11 protein-coding genes are annotated in these 18,523 nt (G+C 71.2%); 4 read left to right on the top strand and 7 right to left on the bottom strand.

The genetic code is table 11. The features are described 5' to 3' along the window. Positions 1-8: 8 nt before the first annotated feature. Both hydA and ACGFIO_RS08385 read right to left on the bottom strand, forming a co-directional pair. Positions 9-1,409, bottom strand: a complete 1,401-nt coding sequence (gene hydA, locus ACGFIO_RS08380; RefSeq protein ID WP_392823735.1) for a dihydropyrimidinase — start codon at positions 1,407-1,409, stop codon at positions 9-11. Further along, complete coding sequence (locus ACGFIO_RS08385) at positions 1,406-2,245, bottom strand: nitrilase-related carbon-nitrogen hydrolase (protein ID WP_392823737.1); 840 nt, start codon at positions 2,243-2,245, stop codon at positions 1,406-1,408. Before ACGFIO_RS08385 ends, hydA begins: the two co-directional genes overlap by 4 nt. A gap of 250 nt (positions 2,246-2,495) precedes the next feature. Between ACGFIO_RS08385 and ACGFIO_RS08390 the strand changes: the two genes are divergently transcribed. Next, positions 2,496-3,779, top strand: a complete 1,284-nt coding sequence (locus ACGFIO_RS08390; RefSeq protein WP_392823739.1) for a PLP-dependent aminotransferase family protein — start codon at positions 2,496-2,498, stop codon at positions 3,777-3,779. Beyond that, on the top strand, positions 3,776-5,080 hold the full coding sequence (locus tag ACGFIO_RS08395) for an aspartate aminotransferase family protein (protein WP_392823742.1): 1,305 nt from the start codon (positions 3,776-3,778) through the stop codon (positions 5,078-5,080). Before ACGFIO_RS08390 ends, ACGFIO_RS08395 begins: the two co-directional genes overlap by 4 nt. On the opposite strand, the gene ACGFIO_RS08400 is transcribed toward ACGFIO_RS08395, so the two are convergent. Beyond that, positions 5,061-7,907, bottom strand: coding sequence for a BTAD domain-containing putative transcriptional regulator (locus ACGFIO_RS08400; RefSeq protein WP_392823744.1), 2,847 nt, complete (start codon positions 7,905-7,907; stop codon positions 5,061-5,063). The two genes, ACGFIO_RS08395 and ACGFIO_RS08400, sit on opposite strands and share 20 nt — an antisense overlap. Positions 7,908-8,108: 201 nt before the next feature. On the opposite strand from ACGFIO_RS08400, the gene ACGFIO_RS08405 reads away from it, so the two are divergent. Further along, positions 8,109-9,299, top strand: coding sequence for a hypothetical protein (locus ACGFIO_RS08405; protein ID WP_392823746.1), 1,191 nt, complete (start codon positions 8,109-8,111; stop codon positions 9,297-9,299). Between the two features lie 161 nt (positions 9,300-9,460). On the opposite strand, the gene ACGFIO_RS08410 is transcribed toward ACGFIO_RS08405, so the two are convergent. The 3 genes from ACGFIO_RS08410 to ACGFIO_RS08420 form a co-directional block, all read right to left on the bottom strand. Then, positions 9,461-11,569: a tetratricopeptide repeat protein gene (locus ACGFIO_RS08410; RefSeq protein ID WP_392823749.1), complete on the bottom strand. Its 2,109-nt coding sequence runs from the start codon at positions 11,567-11,569 to the stop codon at positions 9,461-9,463. 526 nt (positions 11,570-12,095) lie between these two features. Continuing rightward, positions 12,096-13,781, bottom strand: a complete 1,686-nt coding sequence (locus ACGFIO_RS08415) for an alpha/beta fold hydrolase (RefSeq protein WP_392823751.1) — start codon at positions 13,779-13,781, stop codon at positions 12,096-12,098. 66 nt (positions 13,782-13,847) lie between these two features. Beyond that, positions 13,848-14,609, bottom strand: a complete 762-nt coding sequence (locus tag ACGFIO_RS08420; RefSeq protein ID WP_392823753.1) for a dihydrodipicolinate synthase family protein — start codon at positions 14,607-14,609, stop codon at positions 13,848-13,850. A gap of 57 nt (positions 14,610-14,666) precedes the next feature. Between ACGFIO_RS08420 and ACGFIO_RS08425 the strand changes: the two genes are divergently transcribed. Further along, entirely contained in the window at positions 14,667-15,767 is a 1,101-nt protein-coding gene (locus ACGFIO_RS08425; protein WP_392823756.1) for a hypothetical protein, read from the top strand. On the opposite strand, the gene ACGFIO_RS08430 is transcribed toward ACGFIO_RS08425, so the two are convergent. Further along, positions 15,757-18,501 (bottom strand): NACHT domain-containing protein, encoded by a 2,745-nt coding sequence (locus tag ACGFIO_RS08430; protein WP_392823759.1) that lies wholly within the window; start codon positions 18,499-18,501, stop codon positions 15,757-15,759. The genes ACGFIO_RS08425 and ACGFIO_RS08430 overlap by 11 nt on opposite strands. Between the last annotated feature and the right edge of the window lie 22 nt (positions 18,502-18,523).

The raw sequence follows: 18,523 nt of genomic DNA on the forward strand, positions 1-18,523 counted from the left end.
CGGCCTCCTCAGATCAGGTAGTCGGAGAGTCCGCGCTTGACGTAGTTCCCGCGCCCGGCCCGGCCGAGGTACTCGCCACCCCGGCTGATCACCTCGCCCCGGGACAGCACGGTGTCCACGCCGCCGTCGATCTCCCAGCCCTCCCAGGCCGAGTAGTCCATGTTCATGTGGTGGGTCTCGACGCTGATCCGGGTCCGCACGGCCGGGTCGTAGATGACGATGTCGGCGTCCGATCCCGGTGCGATCACGCCCTTGCGCGGGTAGAGCCCGAACATCCGGGCCGGTGTCGTGGCGATCGTCTCGACCCAGCGGGCCAGCGACAGCTTGCCGTCGACCACGCCCTGGTAGAGCAGGTCGACCCGGTGCTCGACGCTGCCGATCCCGTTCGGGATCTTGGAGAAGTCGCCGACGCCCATCTCCTTCTGGTCCTTCATGCAGAACGGACAGTGGTCGGTCGACACCACCGAGAGGTCGTTGGTACGCAGGCCCTGCCACAGATCGGCCCGGTGGCTCTCCTTGCCGCTGCGCAGCGGGGTCGAGCAGACCCACTTGGCCCCCTCGAAGCCGGGCGCGCCGAGCTGGTCCTCCAGGGTCAGGTACAGGTATTGCGGGCAGGTCTCGGCGAACACGTTGCGGCCCAGGTCCCGGGCCGCCCGGACCTGTTCGAGCGCCTTGGACGCGGAGAGGTGCACGATGTAGAGCGGGCAGTCGGCGGCCACACTGGCCAGCCAGATCGCCCGGCTGGTGGCCTCGGCCTCCAGCTCCTGCGGCCGGGTGATCCCGTGGTAGATCGGGTCGGTCTCGCCGCGTTCCAGCGCCTGCTTCACGAGCACGTCGATGGCCGGCCCGTTCTCCGCGTGCATCATGATCATCGCGCCGTTGGACCGGGCCTTCTGCATCGCCCGCAGGATCTGCCCGTCGTCCGAGTAGAAGACGCCCGGGTAGGCCATGAACAGCTTGAAGCTGGTGATGCCCTCGTCGTTGACCAGCTGGTCCATGGCCTTGAGGGCGTCGTCGTCCACGCCGCCGACGATCATGTGGAAGGCGTAGTCGATGTGACACCGGCCGGCCGTCTTCTGGTGCCACGCGGCCAGACCGTCCTGGACCACCTCGCCGTAGCGCTGGATGGCGAAGTCGATGATCGTGGTGGTGCCGCCGATCGCCGCCGCCCGGGTGCCGGTGTCGAAGGTGTCGCTGGCCTCCGTACCCCCGAACGGCATCTGCATGTGGGTGTGCGCGTCGATGGCCCCCGGGATCACGTACTTGCCGGTGGCGTCGATGACCTCGGGGCCGTCCGGGGCCCGGCCCGGCGCGAAGAGGGCGGCGATCGTCTCACCGTCGACCAGGACGTCGGCGGCGTACGGACCGGTCGGCCCGACGACCGTGCCGCCCTTGATCAGCGTGCTCACGGTGTCACCAGCCCGTCGTAGCTGTCCGGGCGCCGGTCCCGGTAGAACTGCCAGCGGTCGCGGACCGTGTTCAGCAGGCCGAGGTCGAGGTCGCGCACGATCAGCTCGGGGTTGTGGGTGTCGCCGACCGCCCCGACGAACTTGCCCTCCGGGTCGACGAAGTACGACTGGCCGTAGAAGTCGTTGTCGCCCAGGTCCTCGACACCGGTGCGGTTGATCGCGCCGATGAAGTACTCGTTGGCGACCGCGCTGGCCGGTTGTTCCAGCTGCCAGAGGTACGAGGACAGGCCACGACTGGTGGCCGACGGGTTGAAGACGATCTGGGCGCCGTTGAGGCCGAGTGCCCGCCAGCCCTCCGGGAAGTGCCGGTCGTAGCAGATGTAGACGCCGACCTTGCCGACCGCGGTGTCGAAGACCGGGTAGCCGAGGTTGCCGGGCCGGAAGTAGAACTTCTCCCAGAAGCCCTTGACCTGCGGGATGTGGTTCTTGCGGTACTTGCCGAGGTACGTGCCGTCGGCGTCGACGACGGCGGCGGTGTTGTAGAGGACGCCGGGCTGCTCCTGCTCGTACATCGGCAGGACCATGACCAGGCCGAGCTCGCGGGCCAGGGCCTGGAACCGTTCGGTGGTGGGGCCGGGGACGGATTCCGCGTACTCGTAGTAGGCGGCGTCCTGCACCTGGCAGAAATAGGGCCCGTAGAACAGCTCCTGGAAGCAGATCACCTTGGCGCCCTGCGCGGCGGCGTCCCGCGCGTAGTCCTCGTGCGCCTTGATCATCGACTCCTTGTCGCCCGTCCAGTTGGTCTGGACGAGGGCGGCGCGGACGACGTCGGTCATGAGCTCGGCCCCTCTCTGTTGCCGGTGGCGTGTCTGGCCCGCGGGTGATGCGTATCTGTGCTCAGAGCAAGCGGCCTTGCTCTGAGCACAGATACGCATCACCCGGCACCAGAACAGTGTGATCGTCTGACCACCACCTGTCATCGTCCCTGGGACCTTGACATCTGAGGTGGTAGAACGTTACGACACAGATGACGGCGAACAATTGCCTCATCGTTACGCATTGTTTCGGAGAAGTAATTTGCTCGCCTTGATCACCGAGTCTGTCGAGGACCGCAGCGCCCGCGGGCTGGCGGCCGCCGTCAGCCGCCTGATCACGGCCGGCGACCTGCCCAGCGGGGCCCGGCTGCCGACCGTGCGGGTCGTCGCGCGCGAGCTCGGGGTCAGCCCGACGACCGTTTCCGAGGCGTGGCAGAGCCTGCTGCGGGCCGGCGCCATACAGACCCGCGGGCGGTCCGGGACGTTCGTGGCGGCCCTCGACCGGCCACGGCTGCGGTACACGCAGCTGGGCGGGCCGGCGCTGGACCGGGACCTGTCCTCCGGCGTACCCGATCACGATCTGCTGCCAGATCTCACGGACGCCTTGAAGCGGGTCGGGGACGGGCGGCTGACCAGCAGTTATCTCGATGAGCCGGTGCTGCCGGAGCTGGCTTCGGTCCTACGCGAGCGCTGGCCCTACCGGCCGGCGTCGCTGACCGTGGTCGACGGCGCGCTGGACGCCCTGGATCGGATCATCGGCGCGGTCGTTCGCTTCGGAGATCGCGTCGTGGTGGAAAATCCGACCTTCCCGCCGCTGCTGGATCTGCTCGACGCGGCCGGGGCCACTGTCGTTCCCCTTTCCCCGGCCGCTCTGGAAGCCGATCCGGTGGCCGTGTTTCTGCAACCCCGGGCGCACAACCCGACCGGCGCCTCGATGTCGGCCGACGACGTGGCGGCGCTCGCGGCCCGGCTGCCGGCAGATGTGCTGGTGGTGGAGGACGATCACGCCGGGGACATCGCCACCGCTCCCCCGGTCAGCGTCGGCACGCATCTGCCTGACCGCACCGTACACATCGCCGGGTTCTCGAAAAGTCACGGACCGGACCTGCGGCTGGCGGCGGTCGGCGGGCCCGCCCGGCTGATCGACGCGGTGGCGGCGCGGCGGCTGCTCGGGCCCGGCTGGTCGTCGCGGCTGCTGCAGGCCGTACTCCTCGACCTGCTGACCTCTGATCTTGCGCGCGCACAGGTTGCCTCGGCCCGGGCGGAATACGCCCGCCGCCGGACCGGCCTGCTCGCCGCGCTCGACCGGCGGGGCGCCGAGGCCACCGCCGACGACGGCATCAACCTGTGGCTGACCGTCCACGACCAGCAGCAGGCGCTGGTCACGCTGGCCGCGCACGGCATCAGCGTCGCCCCCGGCGCGCCCTTCCTGGTCACGCCGCCGGCCACCGACCACGTGCGGGTGACCGTGGGACTGGTCGCCGACGGCTTCGACGAACTCGCCACGATCCTGGCTTCGGCCGCTCAACGTTCCGATAACCGGAGGCTGCAATGACCAACGACGACCTTCTGGCCCGGCACCACGCGGTCATGCCGGGCTGGATGCCGGTCTACTACGGCGACGAGGCGATCGAGATCGTGTCCGGCTCGGGGCGGCACGTGACCGACGCGGCCGGGCGCACCTACCTGGACTTCTTCGGCGGGGTGCTGACCACGATGATCGGGTACGACGTGCCGGAGATCCGCGACGCCGTCGAACGGCAGCTGCGCACCGGCGTGGTCCACACGTCCACGCTCTACCTGATCCGGCAGCAGGTCGAGCTGGCCGAGAAGATCGCCCGGGTCTCGGGCATCCCCGACGCCCGAGTCTTCTTCACCAACTCGGGCACCGAGGCCAACGAGGCCGCCCTGCTGATGGCCACCAACATCCGCAAGTCCAATCAAATCCTCGCGATCAAGAACAGCTATCACGGCCGCAGCTTCGGCACGATGGCGGTCACCGGGCACCGCAGCTGGTCGGCCAGCTCGCTCAACCCCGTGCAGGTGTCCTGGCTGCCGTCCGGCGACCGGATCCGCGGCCGGATGGCCGGGCTGACCGACGAGGACCAGCTCGACGTGGCCGTCGAGGAGCTGCGCGAGACCCTGGCCACGGTGACCGCGGGCGACGTGGCCGCGCTGATCGCCGAGCCGATCCAGGGCGTCGGTGGTTTCGTGCACGCGCCCGACGGGATGCTCGGCGCCTACCGGAAGGTGCTCGACGAGACCGGCATCCTGCTCATCGCCGACGAGGTGCAGACCGGCTGGGGCCGCACCGGCGAACACTTCTGGGGCTACCAGGCCCACGGCGTCGTACCCGACCTGATCACTTTCGCCAAGGGCATCGGCAACGGTTTCGCCCTGGGCGGCGTGGCCGGCCGCGCCGAGGTGATCAACGCGGTCCCCGCGATCAGCTTCTCCACCTTCGGCGGCAACCCGATCTCGGCGGCGGCCGGCAACGCGGTGCTCGACTACGTGCTCTCGCACGACCTGCAGGCCAACGCCCAGCGGGTCGGCACGATCCTGCTCGACGGCCTCCGGCCGCTGGCCTCCGAGACCGCGATCGTCGCCGAGGTCCGCGGCCGTGGCCTGATGCTGGCGCTGGAGTTCGTCCGCCCCGGCACCACCGACCCCGACCCGGCCGCGACCTTGCGCGTCTTCGACGAGTGCCGCCGCAACGGCCTCCTGGTCGGCAAGGGCGGCCTGTACAACAACGTGATCCGGATGGGGCCGCCGCTGACCTTGACCGAGGATGAGGCCCGCACCGGTCTGGCCGCCCTGACCGAGGCCATCCACACGGTCAACGCCGAGTCCCTCTGAGCAGCCGGGCCATCAACGGTTCCGCGTCGGGGCCGGACAGCTCCGCGGCCGTTCGCAGGGCGCCGGCGCGGACCCGGTCGGCCTCGGCGATCGCTTTGGCGTCGGTCAGGGCATCGGCCAGCACGGCCAACGACCGTACGTTGCGATAGGAGTCGCCCAGATCGGCGCAGGCCGCCACGGCGGCCCGCGCGTGGGCGACCGCCGACCCGGATCCGGCCGTCAGTTCGATGTCGGCGCGGTTGATCAGGGCGTCGCACCGGCCGGCGTCGTCCTGCTCCCGATCGAAGCAGGCCAGAGCCTTGGCGCAGTGCCCGGCGGCAGCGGTCAGGTCTCCGGCGTCCAGGTAGAACTCGCTCAGCCGATGATGGGTCCGGCCCTGGCCACGAACCTCGTCGTGCGTCTCCCGGATGGTCAGAGCCTCGGCATAGGCCGCCAGCGCACGCTCCGGTTGCCGGTCCAGCCGGTACGCGTCGCCCAGCCGGTGCAAGGTACCCGCTTCCCTGAACGCCCGGCCCAGCCGCTGGAAGACCGACCTGACCTGCTCGAGCGTGTCGATGGCACGGGTGGTGTCGCCGATGCTCAGATACGCCACTCCCAGGTTGTGCGCGCAGATGCCCTCGGCGAGCGCATCGCCCACCGCACTGGCGAGGGCCCGGCCGGCGGTCAGGGCGGCGATGCCCCGCTCGTACTGATGGGTGACGCAGTACGCGTAGCCGAGATTGTTCAAGTTGGCGAACTCGCCGAAGACGTGCCCGTCCGACCGGGCGGACTCGGCCGCGAGCCGGTTCAGGTGAATGAGGTCGTCGTATCGACCGCTGTGCGTGTAGATCTCATGGATCGCGGCCGGGATCTGCCAAGCCGGCCGATGCAGGCCGTGCTGAGCGGCCACCCGGGCGACCGCGCCCAGATTGCCACGCTCGGCCGTGCACCACGCCATCGCGACCGCGCTGTCGGCGAACACGAGTGCGTTCGGCGGCGCGACCGGCAGGTCGGGTACCGGATCGAGTTTCGGGGCCAGGACCGTTGCCGCGTTCGCCGCGGAAGAGAGGTACCAGGTGATCAGGGCACGCCGGCACTCGGCGACCACGGCCGGCGGTTCGTCGGCCTCGCAGCAGGCGAGCGCGAACTGCCGGAGAAGGTCGTGGAGCCGGTAATACCGGGCGCTGTCGTGTTCCACCAGGTTGGCCCGGGCCAGCCGATCCAGGGCGAATTCCGCCTCCCGCCGGCTCACCCCGGCCAGCGCCGCGGCGGCATCCCGGCTGACTCTGGCGCCCGGGTGCAACGCGAGCCGCCGGAACATGGTCGCGACCTCAGGTTCCAACTTGCGGTACGACCAGTCGAAGATCGTGCTGAGGTCGCCGCCTCCGGCGTGCGCCCAGAGCAGACGTTCGCCCAGCTCATCAGCCAGCTCGGCGATCCTGGCACGGGACCGTTCCGCCACATGTTCTCCGACGATCCGCACCGCCAGCGGCAGGCCACCCGCAAGCGCGGCCAGCCGGTCGACCGCGGACGGCTCGGCCGCGGCGCGCTGCTCGCCGATCGTCCCTGTCAGCAGCGTTCGGGCCTCGGCGTCAGCCAACGGGTCGCTGACGACGTGATGTACACCCTCCCGGACAGCGAGGCCGGTCAGTCTGTCTCGGCTGGTGATGACCGTCAGGCAGGTCGCGGCGGACGGGATGAGCGGCCGAGCTTGCTCGGCTGTCGCGACATCGTCCAGGACAACCAGAACCCGACGCCCCTCCAACAGGTCGTTGAACCGGTGCCGCCGATCGTCGGCGTCCTCCGGTATCCGGTCCGGCGGGACACCGAGCGCGTGCAGGAACCGGGCGAGCGCCTCCTTGGGATCGACCGGCGACCCGGGCCCGAACGCACCGGCTCTGAGGTAGAGCTGCCCGTCCGGGAAGTGCCCGAGATGCCGCCGGGCCCAGCGAATCGCCAAGGTCGTCTTGCCGATCCCCGGCATGCCGGTGACCACCAGGACGTTGGGGCGGCCGGTCCCGGGCTCGGCGAACCGGTCCATCGCGGCCAGCAACGCCGCCCGGCCGACGAAACCGGGGCTGTCGTACGGGATCTGCCGGGGACGTGCGGTGCCGGGGACGAGACGAACGGCACGGATCTCCTCGATGTCGATGCCCGGATCGGCGTGCATCTCCCGCCGGAAGTTCTTCTGGAACGTCGTCAGGTAGCGGCGGGCGTCGTCCTCCCGGCCGGCCGCGCACAGCGCGCCGATCCACAGCCGGGCCAGCGTCACATCGGTCGGATGCGCCCGATTCAATTCGGGCAGGTCCGCGAGCACCGCGTCGTGACGGCCGACGCGCAGCCAGCCGGCGGCCAGTAGGCGGCGCGCGTCGAGGCGCTCCTCGTCGAGCTCCCGGCGCAGCTGTTCGGCGGACGGACCCCGCAGCTCGGCCACCGCCTCATCGCCACGCCAGAGCCCGACCGCCTGTTCCAGATCGGACACGGCAGCACCGGGCCGGTCGCTGTGCAGCGCCTGCCGGGCCTGCTCCACCAGCATGCGGAATCGGTGCAGGTCCACCATGCGTGGATCGACGTCCAACCGGTACGCGTTGCCCTGCTTCAGGAGATTGGCCGGCACACCATGCCGGTCGAAGACCCCACGCAGTCGGCTCACCAGCGAGTAGACGACCTGCCGCGGGTACTCCGGCCGTCCGGCCGCCCACAGGTGCTCGACCAGAACGTCCATCTTGACCGGTCGTGCGGCGTGCACCAGGAGAATGGCGAGCAGGCCGCGCTGCTTGGCCGCGCCGAGCGGAATCGATCGCTCGTCGTCACACAGCTCTGTCGGACCGAGAACGCCGAACCACACAGCACCCTCCCCTGGGTAGTGGCTCCGCTACTCAGTGTGTTCACGTTGGCGCCCTGATCGCCACTCGGCGAGTTGCGTACTGCGCGAGATCTGACACGCGCTTGCCAGTGACCGTGCAAGCGAGTTGCAAGCTCACGAACCAACCCGCTGACCGGTCCTCTTCGGACGCTTGCCTGACAAGCCGGACAGGGGGGCGGAAACATGGAGATGGAGTGGTTGTCGGTGCCGATCGGCATCGACGCGGAGCGCTGGGTCTCGCGGGACGGATGCCGGAAGGTGCTCGCGATCGTGCACACCATGGTCAGCGGGCAGCGGCTGCTCGACGTGATCGAACTGGTGGAGTCGGACCCGCGGGTACAGGTCGCTTTCACGGTTGCGCCGGACATCTTCAACCCCGGCGTCGAGGACTATCTGCGCGGGCTGGGCGCACTGCTCGTGCCCTGGAAGCAGGCCACGCGCGAGCGCTTCGATCTGGCGCTGGCCGCCGCGTACGACGGGCTCGCCGAGATCCACGCACCGCTGGTCCTCATGCCGCACGGCGCCGGGCACGGCAAGACCGCGCGGCCGTTCGACCGAGGCGGACCACCGGCCGGGCCGGCGCTGGTCTACGGCTTGGAAGCACAGCGGCTGGTTCAGGGCGGCCGGGTGTTGCCGTCCGCGCTGATGCTGGCCCACGAGTCCGAGCGGGAGGTGCTGCGCCGGCAGTGCCCAGCGGCCCTGCCGATCGCCGTGGTGACCGGCGACATCTGCTTCGACAAGTTGGTTCGGAGCCGGGCCGAGCGCGAGGCCTACCGCAGCGCCTGGCGGATCGGTACCGATCAGCGACTGGTGGTGGTGAGTTCCACCTGGGGACGCGACGGAATCTTCGGAACGACACACGACCTGCTGCCCCGCCTGCTTGACGGTCTTTCCCCGGAACGGTTCCGGGTCGCGGCCCTGCTGCACCCGGCCGTCTGGGCCCATGGGCTCCGCCAGGTACGGGCGTGGACCGCGGACTGCCGCCGGGCCGGACTGATCCTCCCCGAGCCCGCCGAGGATTGGCGAGCGCTGATCGCGGCGGCCGACCACGTGATCGGCGACCACGGGTCGGTGACCGCTTACGCGGCAGCGGCCGGGGTGCCGACCATGCGACTGGACCGGGAGTGGTCTTCACAATGCGCGCCCGGCACCGCGCAGGAACTCGTCGGGCAGCAGGCCGCGCGCCTGCACCTCGACGAGCCGCTGGAACGACAGTTGCGGAATGCCCGGCCGATCGACACGGAAGCGGTGGCGGCGCGGCTCACCTCGTACCCGGGGCAGGCCGGCGAACGACTGCGCCGTCATCTCTACCGCCTCCTCGAGCTGCCCCAGCCCGGCCGGCACCGCCGGACCGAACCGGTGGCCGCGCCATGATCGAGCCGCTCATCGTGACCCGCGGTCCCGGCGTCCCCGCTCGCCTGCTGCGGCTGGCGGACGTGATCATCACGGCGCCGGGGTCGCCGGATCAGCTCGCCTCGCTCATCGCCGATCACCCCGGAGTCACTCTGATCCTGGTCGGCGACGGCCCACCGGCATCACTGCGCCGGGCCGCCATCGCCGCCTATCAGGTCTGGATCGGGCAGTTCGGCTCGGAGGATCCGGGCCCGCGAGGAGCCCAGATCGTCGTAGATAACCAGTGCTGACTCGCGGTACCGGCGAGCACCGGACCGATCGCCGCGCATGATCGCCGCGCGTGCCAGCATCTCGACCGCCTGGGCCTGCTCAAATCGCGAGCCCAGGCGGTCCATCCCGGCGGCCGCGACGGTGGCCGTCGCGATCGCGTCATCCAACTCGCCCAAGGCCAGATACGCACCGGCCAGAGCGATCTCGACCCGTTCGCGGTTGTAGGGGTCGACCGCACCGAGCTCACGGAAGAGCTCACGGGCCTCCAGCAGATGCGCCACCGCCTGTGCGGGCTCGCCGACGCGGGACAGCACGGTGCCCAGCCGGATCAGCGTGAGGCCGGCCCGGCGCGGATCACCGGAGGTGCGGTTGGCCGCGAGGATCTGGTCGTACATGGCGATGGCCTCGCGCTCACGGCCGTTGTCCCGATAGACGGAGGCGATCAGCTCCTCCGCGTCGAGGACGCCGAGCCGGTCGTCGGCCGCCGCATAGCACTCGACCGCACGGCGCAGCTCGGCCTCGGCCTCGCCCGGCCGACCGGCCTCCGTGTGCGCCAGGCCCAGGCGCTTGCAGGACTCTGCCTCAGCCCACCGGTTACCCCAACGCCGAGCTGCCGCGGCGCCGCGCTGCTCGATCCCGACACGGTCGCGATAAAGCTTTTCCAGCAAGATCAACGGCCACAACACGTCGCTGAGGTGCCAGGCCAGCTCGTTCCAGCCGTGTTGCAGGGCGGCCGTGCCCGCTTCGATCAGACCGCGGCGCTCCTCGCCCAGCCCGCGCAGCGCTTCGTCGCGGCCGGCGAATGACGGAACCATCTGCGGTTCGGTGACGAATCCGTACGGGAAGGGCCGCCGGCGGTACGGCGTCAGCACGTGGTCGGCTGCGGCCGCCGCGGCCAGGTACCACTCGAGCACGGCCCGCCGGGCCTGATCGCGCTCGTCCGGCAGCTCGTCCGAGTCGAGTCTCTGACGCGCGTTGAGCCAGATCAGATCGTGCTGGCGATACCGGTCGGCGGCCGTCTCCTCCAGCAGGTTCGCTTGGATCAACTGGTCCACGGCGGACTCCGCCCCGGCCACCGAACCGGTCAGTGCAACGATCGGGCCGATGCCGTAATCACGGGCGGGGATCAGCGAAAGCCGGCGGAACACGGCCCGCGCCTCCGTGGGAAGTGCCTGATAGGAAAGATCCAGCGTGCTCAGGACCGAGACCCCTTCCGATGTACGCAGGGTGCGTAGCCGCCCCTTCTCCTCCGCCAGAGCGGCGGCGATCCGGGCCAGCGGCATTCTCGGACGGGCCGCGAGCCGTGCGGCCACCACGGCCAGAGCGAACGGGAGGCCGTCGCACAGCCGGGCGATGCGCGCGGCGTCGGCACGCTCGTGGCGTACCCGATCTGGGCCGAGAACCCGCTCCAGCAACGTCACAGCGTCGGGCAGTTCCCACGGCCGCACCTCGACCGTCACGCCGCCGTCAGCGACCAGGCCGGCGAGACGCTGCCGGCTGGTCACCACGACCAGACTCGGGCCGTCGCCCGGTAGCAGGGCCCGGACCTGGGCGGCCGACAGCGCGTTGTCCAGCACGACGAGGTAGGACCGTCCGGTGGTCAGCGTCCGGTAGCGGGCGCTGAGCTCGCCGGCCCCGGCCGGCAACTGTCCGCCCGCAACGCCGAGGGCGCGCAGAAGATGGCCGAGAGCGTCCGCCGGATCGGTCGCCGTCTCCGGGCTGAAGCCCTGCAGGTCCAGGTAAAGCTGTCCATCCGGGAAACGCGGGCTGATCGCGTGCGCCCAGCGGCGGGCCAAGGTGGTCTTGCCCACCCCGCCCGGCCCGGTCAGGACCACGATGGGCGCCGAAGCGGCGGCCTCGAGGTCGGCGAGCTCACCGGCGCGGCCCACGAAGATCCTCGGTGAAGCGGGAAGCTGGCGAGGCAATTCGGCATCGCGCACGTCCCGCCCCCCAACACTCCTAGAAGGCCAGGCTAAGCAGACACCCTTCCCCGCAGGCAATACCGCCGCCGGATTCGTCACGTCCGGCCTTTGATCCACAAAAGACCGAATACGCTCCGCACACGCATTGAGCTGACTCTTTGCGAACCCGTCGGTAACCGGAGCGCATAGGTTAAGGTCAACTTCGAAAGTTTCGCTCAGCACGAAAGCAGGCACATGTACAAGAACGCTGCTCGTCGAGCGATGAAGGTGTTGGCCGGCATCTCCGCCGCTTTCTGCATGTCACAGCTGGCTGTGGCGACCGTCCATCATGCCTCATCCCTCACGTCGTACCTTTGATGTCTTGTCACACGACTAGCGTAGTCATGAGACAAGCGGTTGGCAACCTTTAGTTACGTCAACAACCGGGAGCGCGCCGGACGGTGAACAGCGCCGCTGCCACCTGACGCTCCGTTAAGAGTGCACCATCCTGGGCGGCCCTCCTCGTCGATTGACGGGGAGGGCCGCCGCCGTACTGTAGGTCAACTACCCGCGCGCGAACGTCGCGACGTCGAATGCCGGTTGGTCCCATGCCGGGCACGAGACCAACCAGCGGACCGCCCGCGGATCAACCGAGGATCGACTTCGGCCTGGGGGTGGCCACCGGCAGTCGTTTCGGAGCGGGCGCACGCTTGGCCGCGACCTCGGACAGAGGCTCGGTGAACGGCTGCTTCGCGTCCGTGCACGTCGCCCCGCGGGCCGGCAAGGTGCCGCGGAGCAGGTACTCGTCGACCGTCGTGGTGGTGCAGGGCGAGGTCAGATAGCCGGTGTGGCCCCAGTTGTTCGCCGACAGGAGGCGGGCGCCGGGCTGGCGGCGAGACGCCGACACCGACGCGTCGTAGTTGGTGGCCGGGTCCCAGAAGCTGCCCAGGTAGAACAGGGGCGCCCTGGTCCGCTTGGTGAACGGGCCCAGATAGGAGTCCTCGTCGTGGACCGTCCACGTGTCGCGGGCGCACGGTGCGGACACCCAGCTCCAGTAGCGGCCGGCGTTCGGGCTGCGGCGCTCGGCGCGAGCCGCGGCGCCCACCCAGGTCCGCGGGTCGGCCGGCACGATGCCGTCGGTGCAAAACACCGATGTGCCGGCCTCAGGGCCGTTGTCGTAGTCGGCGGGGTCGTCGGACCGCGCCTTCACCCGGCTCAGCAGCGCCTTGCCGGCGGCGGCGTCGGACGGGTCCCGCTGGAGCGCCCGCACCTCGGCGGCGAAGCCGGTGACCAGGGCGCCGGCCTCGGTGTCGTACATCATGCCGACCGCGGTGGCCAGGAACATGGCGTACGTGATCGTCACCGGGCCGCCGGGGCCGTCGAACACCACCGGCTCCCGGCGCAGCCGGTCGGTGATCGCCTTCCAGTTGCGGCGCGGATCGCCGGCGGCGAAGGCGCAGTAGTCCTCGCCGGCCGCGTCGCAGCGCCGGAGGATCTCGCCGAGGGCCCGCTCGGCGCCACCGGCCGAGTTCATCCGCTCGTCCAGGACCTGGTAGCGGCCGGTTCGCACGCCGGTCCAGGCCTCGGGGTCGATCACGCCGTCGACGACTATCGCGCGGGTCCGGTCGGGGAACAGGTTGGCGTAGTACTGGCCCAGCGCGGTGCCGTAGCTGAAGCCGAGGTAGGTCAGTGCCGGGTCGCCGACCGCGCGGCGGATGACGTCCATGTCGCGGGCCACCTCGGCGGTGGACATCGAACCGGACAGCGGGCGGCCGGTGGTCGAGCAGGCGCGGCCGAGACGGGCCACGGCGCCGAGGTACGCGCGTTCCTCGGCCGGGCCGACCGGGAAGGCGACCTCCGCACCGCGCAGCGCGGCCTCCTGCTCGGCGGTGGACTTCCAGCACCGCACGTTCTGGCTCATGGCGATGCCGCGCGGGTCGACGCCGACGACATCGAACCGGTCGCGTACCTCGCCGTCGAGGGCGGAGCCGGCGGCCAGGGCCATCGACGTGGCCGAGCCGCCGGGGCCGCCCGGGTTGACGAACAGGCTTCCGATCTTGTGGGCCTGGTCGCGGGCCTTCACCCGCAGCACGGCGAGCTGGGTGGTGGCGCCGTCCGGCTGGTCGTAGTCCAGCGGCACCGTGGCGGTGGCGCACTCGGCGATGTCGAAGCACGGTGTCCAGTCGAGCCGGGCCCGCACCCGGTCGACCCGGCGCGCCTCGAGCGCGCTCGTCCGGTCGTAGGAGGTCGGTTTCGCACTGGCCGGCACAGCACCACCGGCGACGACGAGAATCGATGCGAGTCCGGCCGTGAATTTCGTACGGATCAGCATCGCTCGGATCCTAATCGAACAACGCCTATCGCATTGCCCCGCAAGGAACCGGCGCGACCCGACCGGCTAGCCGAGCCGCCGGGTCGGCGCGGTGCCGTGGACCTCGGCCAGGGCGGCTTTCAGGCCGCCGGGCCGGGCCTTGTAGGCGGCCTCGGCCCGTGCCACCTCACGCTGGGCGCCCGCGTCGCCCGCCCACGCGGCCAGGCATTCGGTGGGTACGAGGTTGCCGGCGGCCACGATCGCGCCGGTGGCGCCGAGCCAGGCGGCGTACCCGAGCAGGGCCGCCGCGCCGGTGTAGACCGCCTTGCCGCCCAGCTCGATCTCCTTGGCCAGCCGGGCCGGCTCGGCCGAACTGTCCTTGATCCCCTGCACCGGCAGCCCGGCGAGGGCGTCCACCGGCACCGGGCCACCGGCCACGCCGGGGTAGTGGTAGGCCAGCACAGGCGCGCCGGCCGCCGCCTCGGCCACCCGGTCGTAGTAGACGGCGAGGTCGCCGCCGAGGCGTGGCGGCGCCACCAGCACCGCGTCGGCGCCGGCCTCGAGCACGGCCGCGGTGCGCTCGACGGCCATGCCGTACCACTCGCCGGAGCTGCCGGCCAGGACCGGCACCCCGGGGCAGGCCGCGCGGACCGCGGCGACCAGCTCGGCCCGCTCCGGGTCGGTCAGCGTCGCCGCCTCGCCGGTGCTTCCGGCCACCACCACCGCCCGCATGCCCGCCGCGACCAGCCGCGCGGCGTGCGCACCGGTCTCGGCCGCGAGCAGCCGCCCCTTCTCGTCGAAGAGGGTCACGACGGCCACCGCGGGCCCGGTCCAGATCGGTTCAGCCATGACACCCATATTCGTACGCGAGCAGCTCCGACGGCCACCGTCACCTACCATCAATTCGTGCGACGAGCCGTGTTTCCGCTGGTGAGCATGCTTCTGCTGAGTTCCTGCGGTACGGCCCGGAGCCCGGTCACCGAGCCACCCCGGGCCGCCTCCAGCGCGCCCGCCGTCCCGTCCGACGAGCCGCCGGCGCCGCCGTCCGCCCCGGTCAAGCGGGCCGCCCCGCGCGCTCTGCCCAAGCCGGGCAACCCGGACGGCCACGCGACGGTCCCGCCGGCGGCGCGGGCGGTCGACACCAGCACCCCGGACCGGGTCGTCGGATCGGGCACGGCCGCCAGCTGCACATCCGACGCGGTCGTGGACGCGGTGGCGGCCGGCGGCGTGATCGCCTTCGACTGCGGCGCCACCCCGGTCACGATCATGATGACGAGTACGGCCACCGTCCGGAACGACCGCGCCCGCGTGGTCCTCGACGGCGGTGGCCGGGTCACCCTGAGCGGCGGCGGCAAGCGGCGCGTCCTCTACCAGAACACCTGCGAGCGGCCGGCCACCGCGCGCTGCCAGGACCAGGACGAGCCCGAGCTCACCCTGCAGAATCTCGTGCTGGCCAACGGCGACAGCACCGGCTCCCCGGACGGCGGCGGGGCGGTGTTCGTCCGCGGCGGCCGGCTCCGCGTGATCGGCTCCCGCTTCACCGGCAACCGCTGCGACCTCACCGGCCCCGACCTGGGCGGCGCGGCCCTGCGGGTGCTCTCGGTGACCGCCCCGGTGTACGTCGTGAACAGCACGTTCACCGGCGGGCGATGCTCGAACGGGGGCGCCCTGAGCAGCATCGGCGTCTCGTGGACGATCCTGAACAGCGTCTTCCGCGACAACCAGGCGGTCGGCCGGGGCGCCAACCCGCCGCGGCCCGGCACCCGCGGCGGCGGCAGCGGTGGCGCCCTCTACCTGGACGGCAACTCCTTCACCGCGACGCTGTCGGGCTCCCTGATCGAGAACAACACCGCGAACGAGGGCGGCGGCGCCGTCTTCTTCGTCAGCAACGACCGCACCGGCACCCTGACCCTGGCCGGCTCCACCCTGCGCACCAACCCGAGCGCCGGCTTCGAGACCCCGGGCTACCCGGGCGTCTTCTTCCTCGGCAAGTCGATCAGGAAGTAGCGCCCAGCACCCGGAACTCCCGCGCGCTCCAGCGCATCAGGAAGTCGGCCACCCGATCGGTGACCCCCTCCACCCGCAACATCGCCCGCAGCGCCCTCGGATCGGGCGGCGGCCAGACCAGAGACCGCGCCACCTCGTTGGCGACGAGGAAGCCGAACGTACCGTCGGCGTCGCGGGCCAGCTCCAGATAGGGCAGCGCGATCACCAGCATCGCTGACCGCAACGGGCCCTCGGCGTCGTCGAATCCCGCGATCTCCCACGGCCGGAAGAAGATCACCGCGTCGTTGTCGAGTTCGGCCAGGTCGGCCCGCCACGACGCGCGGTCGAACCACGGTGGTTCCAGGCCGAGCAGGTGGTCGCCCAGCCGCTCGGTGTCGCCGGGTGCGTCCAGCACGCCCGGCATCGGCGTGAACGAGCTGCTCAAGGCGGTCTGGAATTGGTAGAGATGGGCCAGTGGCCGGCCGGCCAGGTTCTCGCGATCGGTCCGGAACCAGCGCTCCCGCCACGCGCCGTGGGCCTCGGCCACCGGCTCGATCAACGACTCGCGCCAGTCCGTCAGGTCGGCGAGCCGGTCCGCGCTGACCGGGCCGCGGGCCACACTCTCCAGCAACAGGTGTCCCCGCTCGTCGCCGGCCGCGATCCGCCGGGTGATCTCGCGGCCGACGGCGCGCCGGACGAAGACGAAATTGCTCTCCAGGCTCAGATGCAACGCCAGCCGCAGCGGGGTGTCCCGCGCGTCCATCCGCCGCAGGGTCGTCAGGCCGACCAGTGCGCGGAACCGGTCCTCCGCCGGGACCGTGAAGAAGCAGGCCATGGCCTCGGCGACGATGCGTTCGACCTCGGCCGGCGGCAACGCGACATGTTGCAGGGCGATGGCCCCGAACTCGGCCAGATGCGCGCGTTCCTTGATCTCGGACCGGGCCGCCTCGGCCATCGCGGTGCGGACCACGGCCTCCGCTCCGTCGACCGTGTTGCGGTCGACCAGCTGCACCGCCAGCTGGGCGACCACCTCCCACTCGCCGGCGCGGACACGCGGGGCGAGCTGGTGCCAGACCGCCTCCGGGCTGTGCCGGGTGCGTACCAGATGCTCGGCCGCGAAGAACTCGAGGAACGTGCGATGCGAGAAGCCGTAGACCGGCTCCAGGTCGGTCGAGCCCACCTCGGTCAGGACCCAGGCCCGCCCGGCGCAGAATTCCAGCAGCTCGGCCGCCACGGCCTCGGCGTCGTCCTCGTCGAGACCGCGGCTCATCAGATGGTCGGTGAGCAGCCGGACGACCCGGTGCCGGGGCAGCTCGGGCTCGTCGTTGACCAGCTGATGGCAGGCGAGGTGCTGGACCGCCCGGCGTACCCGGCCCTCGAACTCGAGCCGCCGCCCGATGCCCCGCATCGAGTCCCACCGCTCGAAGACCATCAGCGCGCACCGTTCGTAGATCTGGGCGCGCAGCCGTGGGATGTAGCGGTCGACCGCGTACATGGCACAGAGCAGGGCCAGCAGGAGCGGGTTGCTGCGCAGGTCCTCGACCGACTCGCTGTCGCGCAGGAACGACTCGGCCAGCCGCCGCCGGTCGGCCGCCGGGGTGCCGTCGTCCAGGGCGAACCAGTGGCCGGCGTACGCCTCGACCTGCTCCTTCTCGAACGGCATGAGGTCATACACCGGGAACAGGGCCGCGTCCAGGGCCGCCTCGCGGTAGCCGACCCGGCGGGACGTCACCACGATCGGGACCATCGGATACAGCGTCGCGAAGCCGCGGACCAGCTCGGTCAGGCGGCGGCGCAGGCTGACGTCGGTGAGCTCGTCGAGGCCGTCGAGGATGACCACGGCGCGGCCGTTCAGGAGGAGGTAGTCGACGGTCTCGGCCGACATCGTGACGTTGTACGGGTCGCGGGCCACCACCGCCAGATGCTCGGCCAGGGTTCGTTCGCCCCGCTGGAGTGCGGCCGACAGGTGACGCAGGACGACCAGGAACGGGACCTCGGTGCCGGCCGGATCGGCGGCCAGGTCGTAGGCCAGCTTCGTGGCCAGGGTCGACTTGCCGGCGCCGGGGTCGCCCAGGACGACCAGGCGGCGGCCGGCCTGGGCCAGTTCGCGTACCGGGTGCGGCTCGCGGCGCAGGTCGTACGGGCGGGACTCGACGTAGAGCCGGTCCCACCCAACGCTGCGGCTGACACCGGTGTGCGGCATGCGGAGCTCGGCGTGTATGGCCGCGACCTGGGTACGCAGCCGACGCGCCTCGGCCCGGCCGGTCTTCAGATCGGTCAGGCGGCTCAGGAGCTCGCCGTTGCGGGCGGCCGCCGCGACCAGGTGACCGAGCCGCGCGGCCTGGGCCGGGTTGCCGGGGGTGTGCTCGGCCGCGAGCAGGGCGTCGTACACCACGTCGGTGACGCCGAACCGCTTCTCGGCCGGCAGCGTCGTGGCCAGCCGCAGGCCCTGGCGGATCTGGTCGCGGGCGGCGGACAGCAACTCGTCCCGCTGGCCGTCGCGCGGGTGCAGCCGGGCCACCGCGAACTGCAGGGCCACCTGTTCGAAGTCCGGCGCGACCAGGTAGCCGGCGAGCTCACCGGCCTCGGTGGCGTCGAGCTCGCCGAGCAGGGAGTCGGCCACCTCGCGGGCCATCAGCGGACGCGCCGCGTCCCTGGCCTTGCGGAGTTGTGCCTGCTTGCCGACGTGCCCGCCGAGCTGGCGGATGATCTGGCCCGCGGTGCGGGCGATGGCCGTCTCCAGGCCTGTCGCCATGGCGATCTTTCTCGCTCTCCGT

Source organism: Actinoplanes sp. NPDC049265, assembly GCF_043197135.1.
Classification (GTDB): domain Bacteria; phylum Actinomycetota; class Actinomycetes; order Mycobacteriales; family Micromonosporaceae; genus Actinoplanes.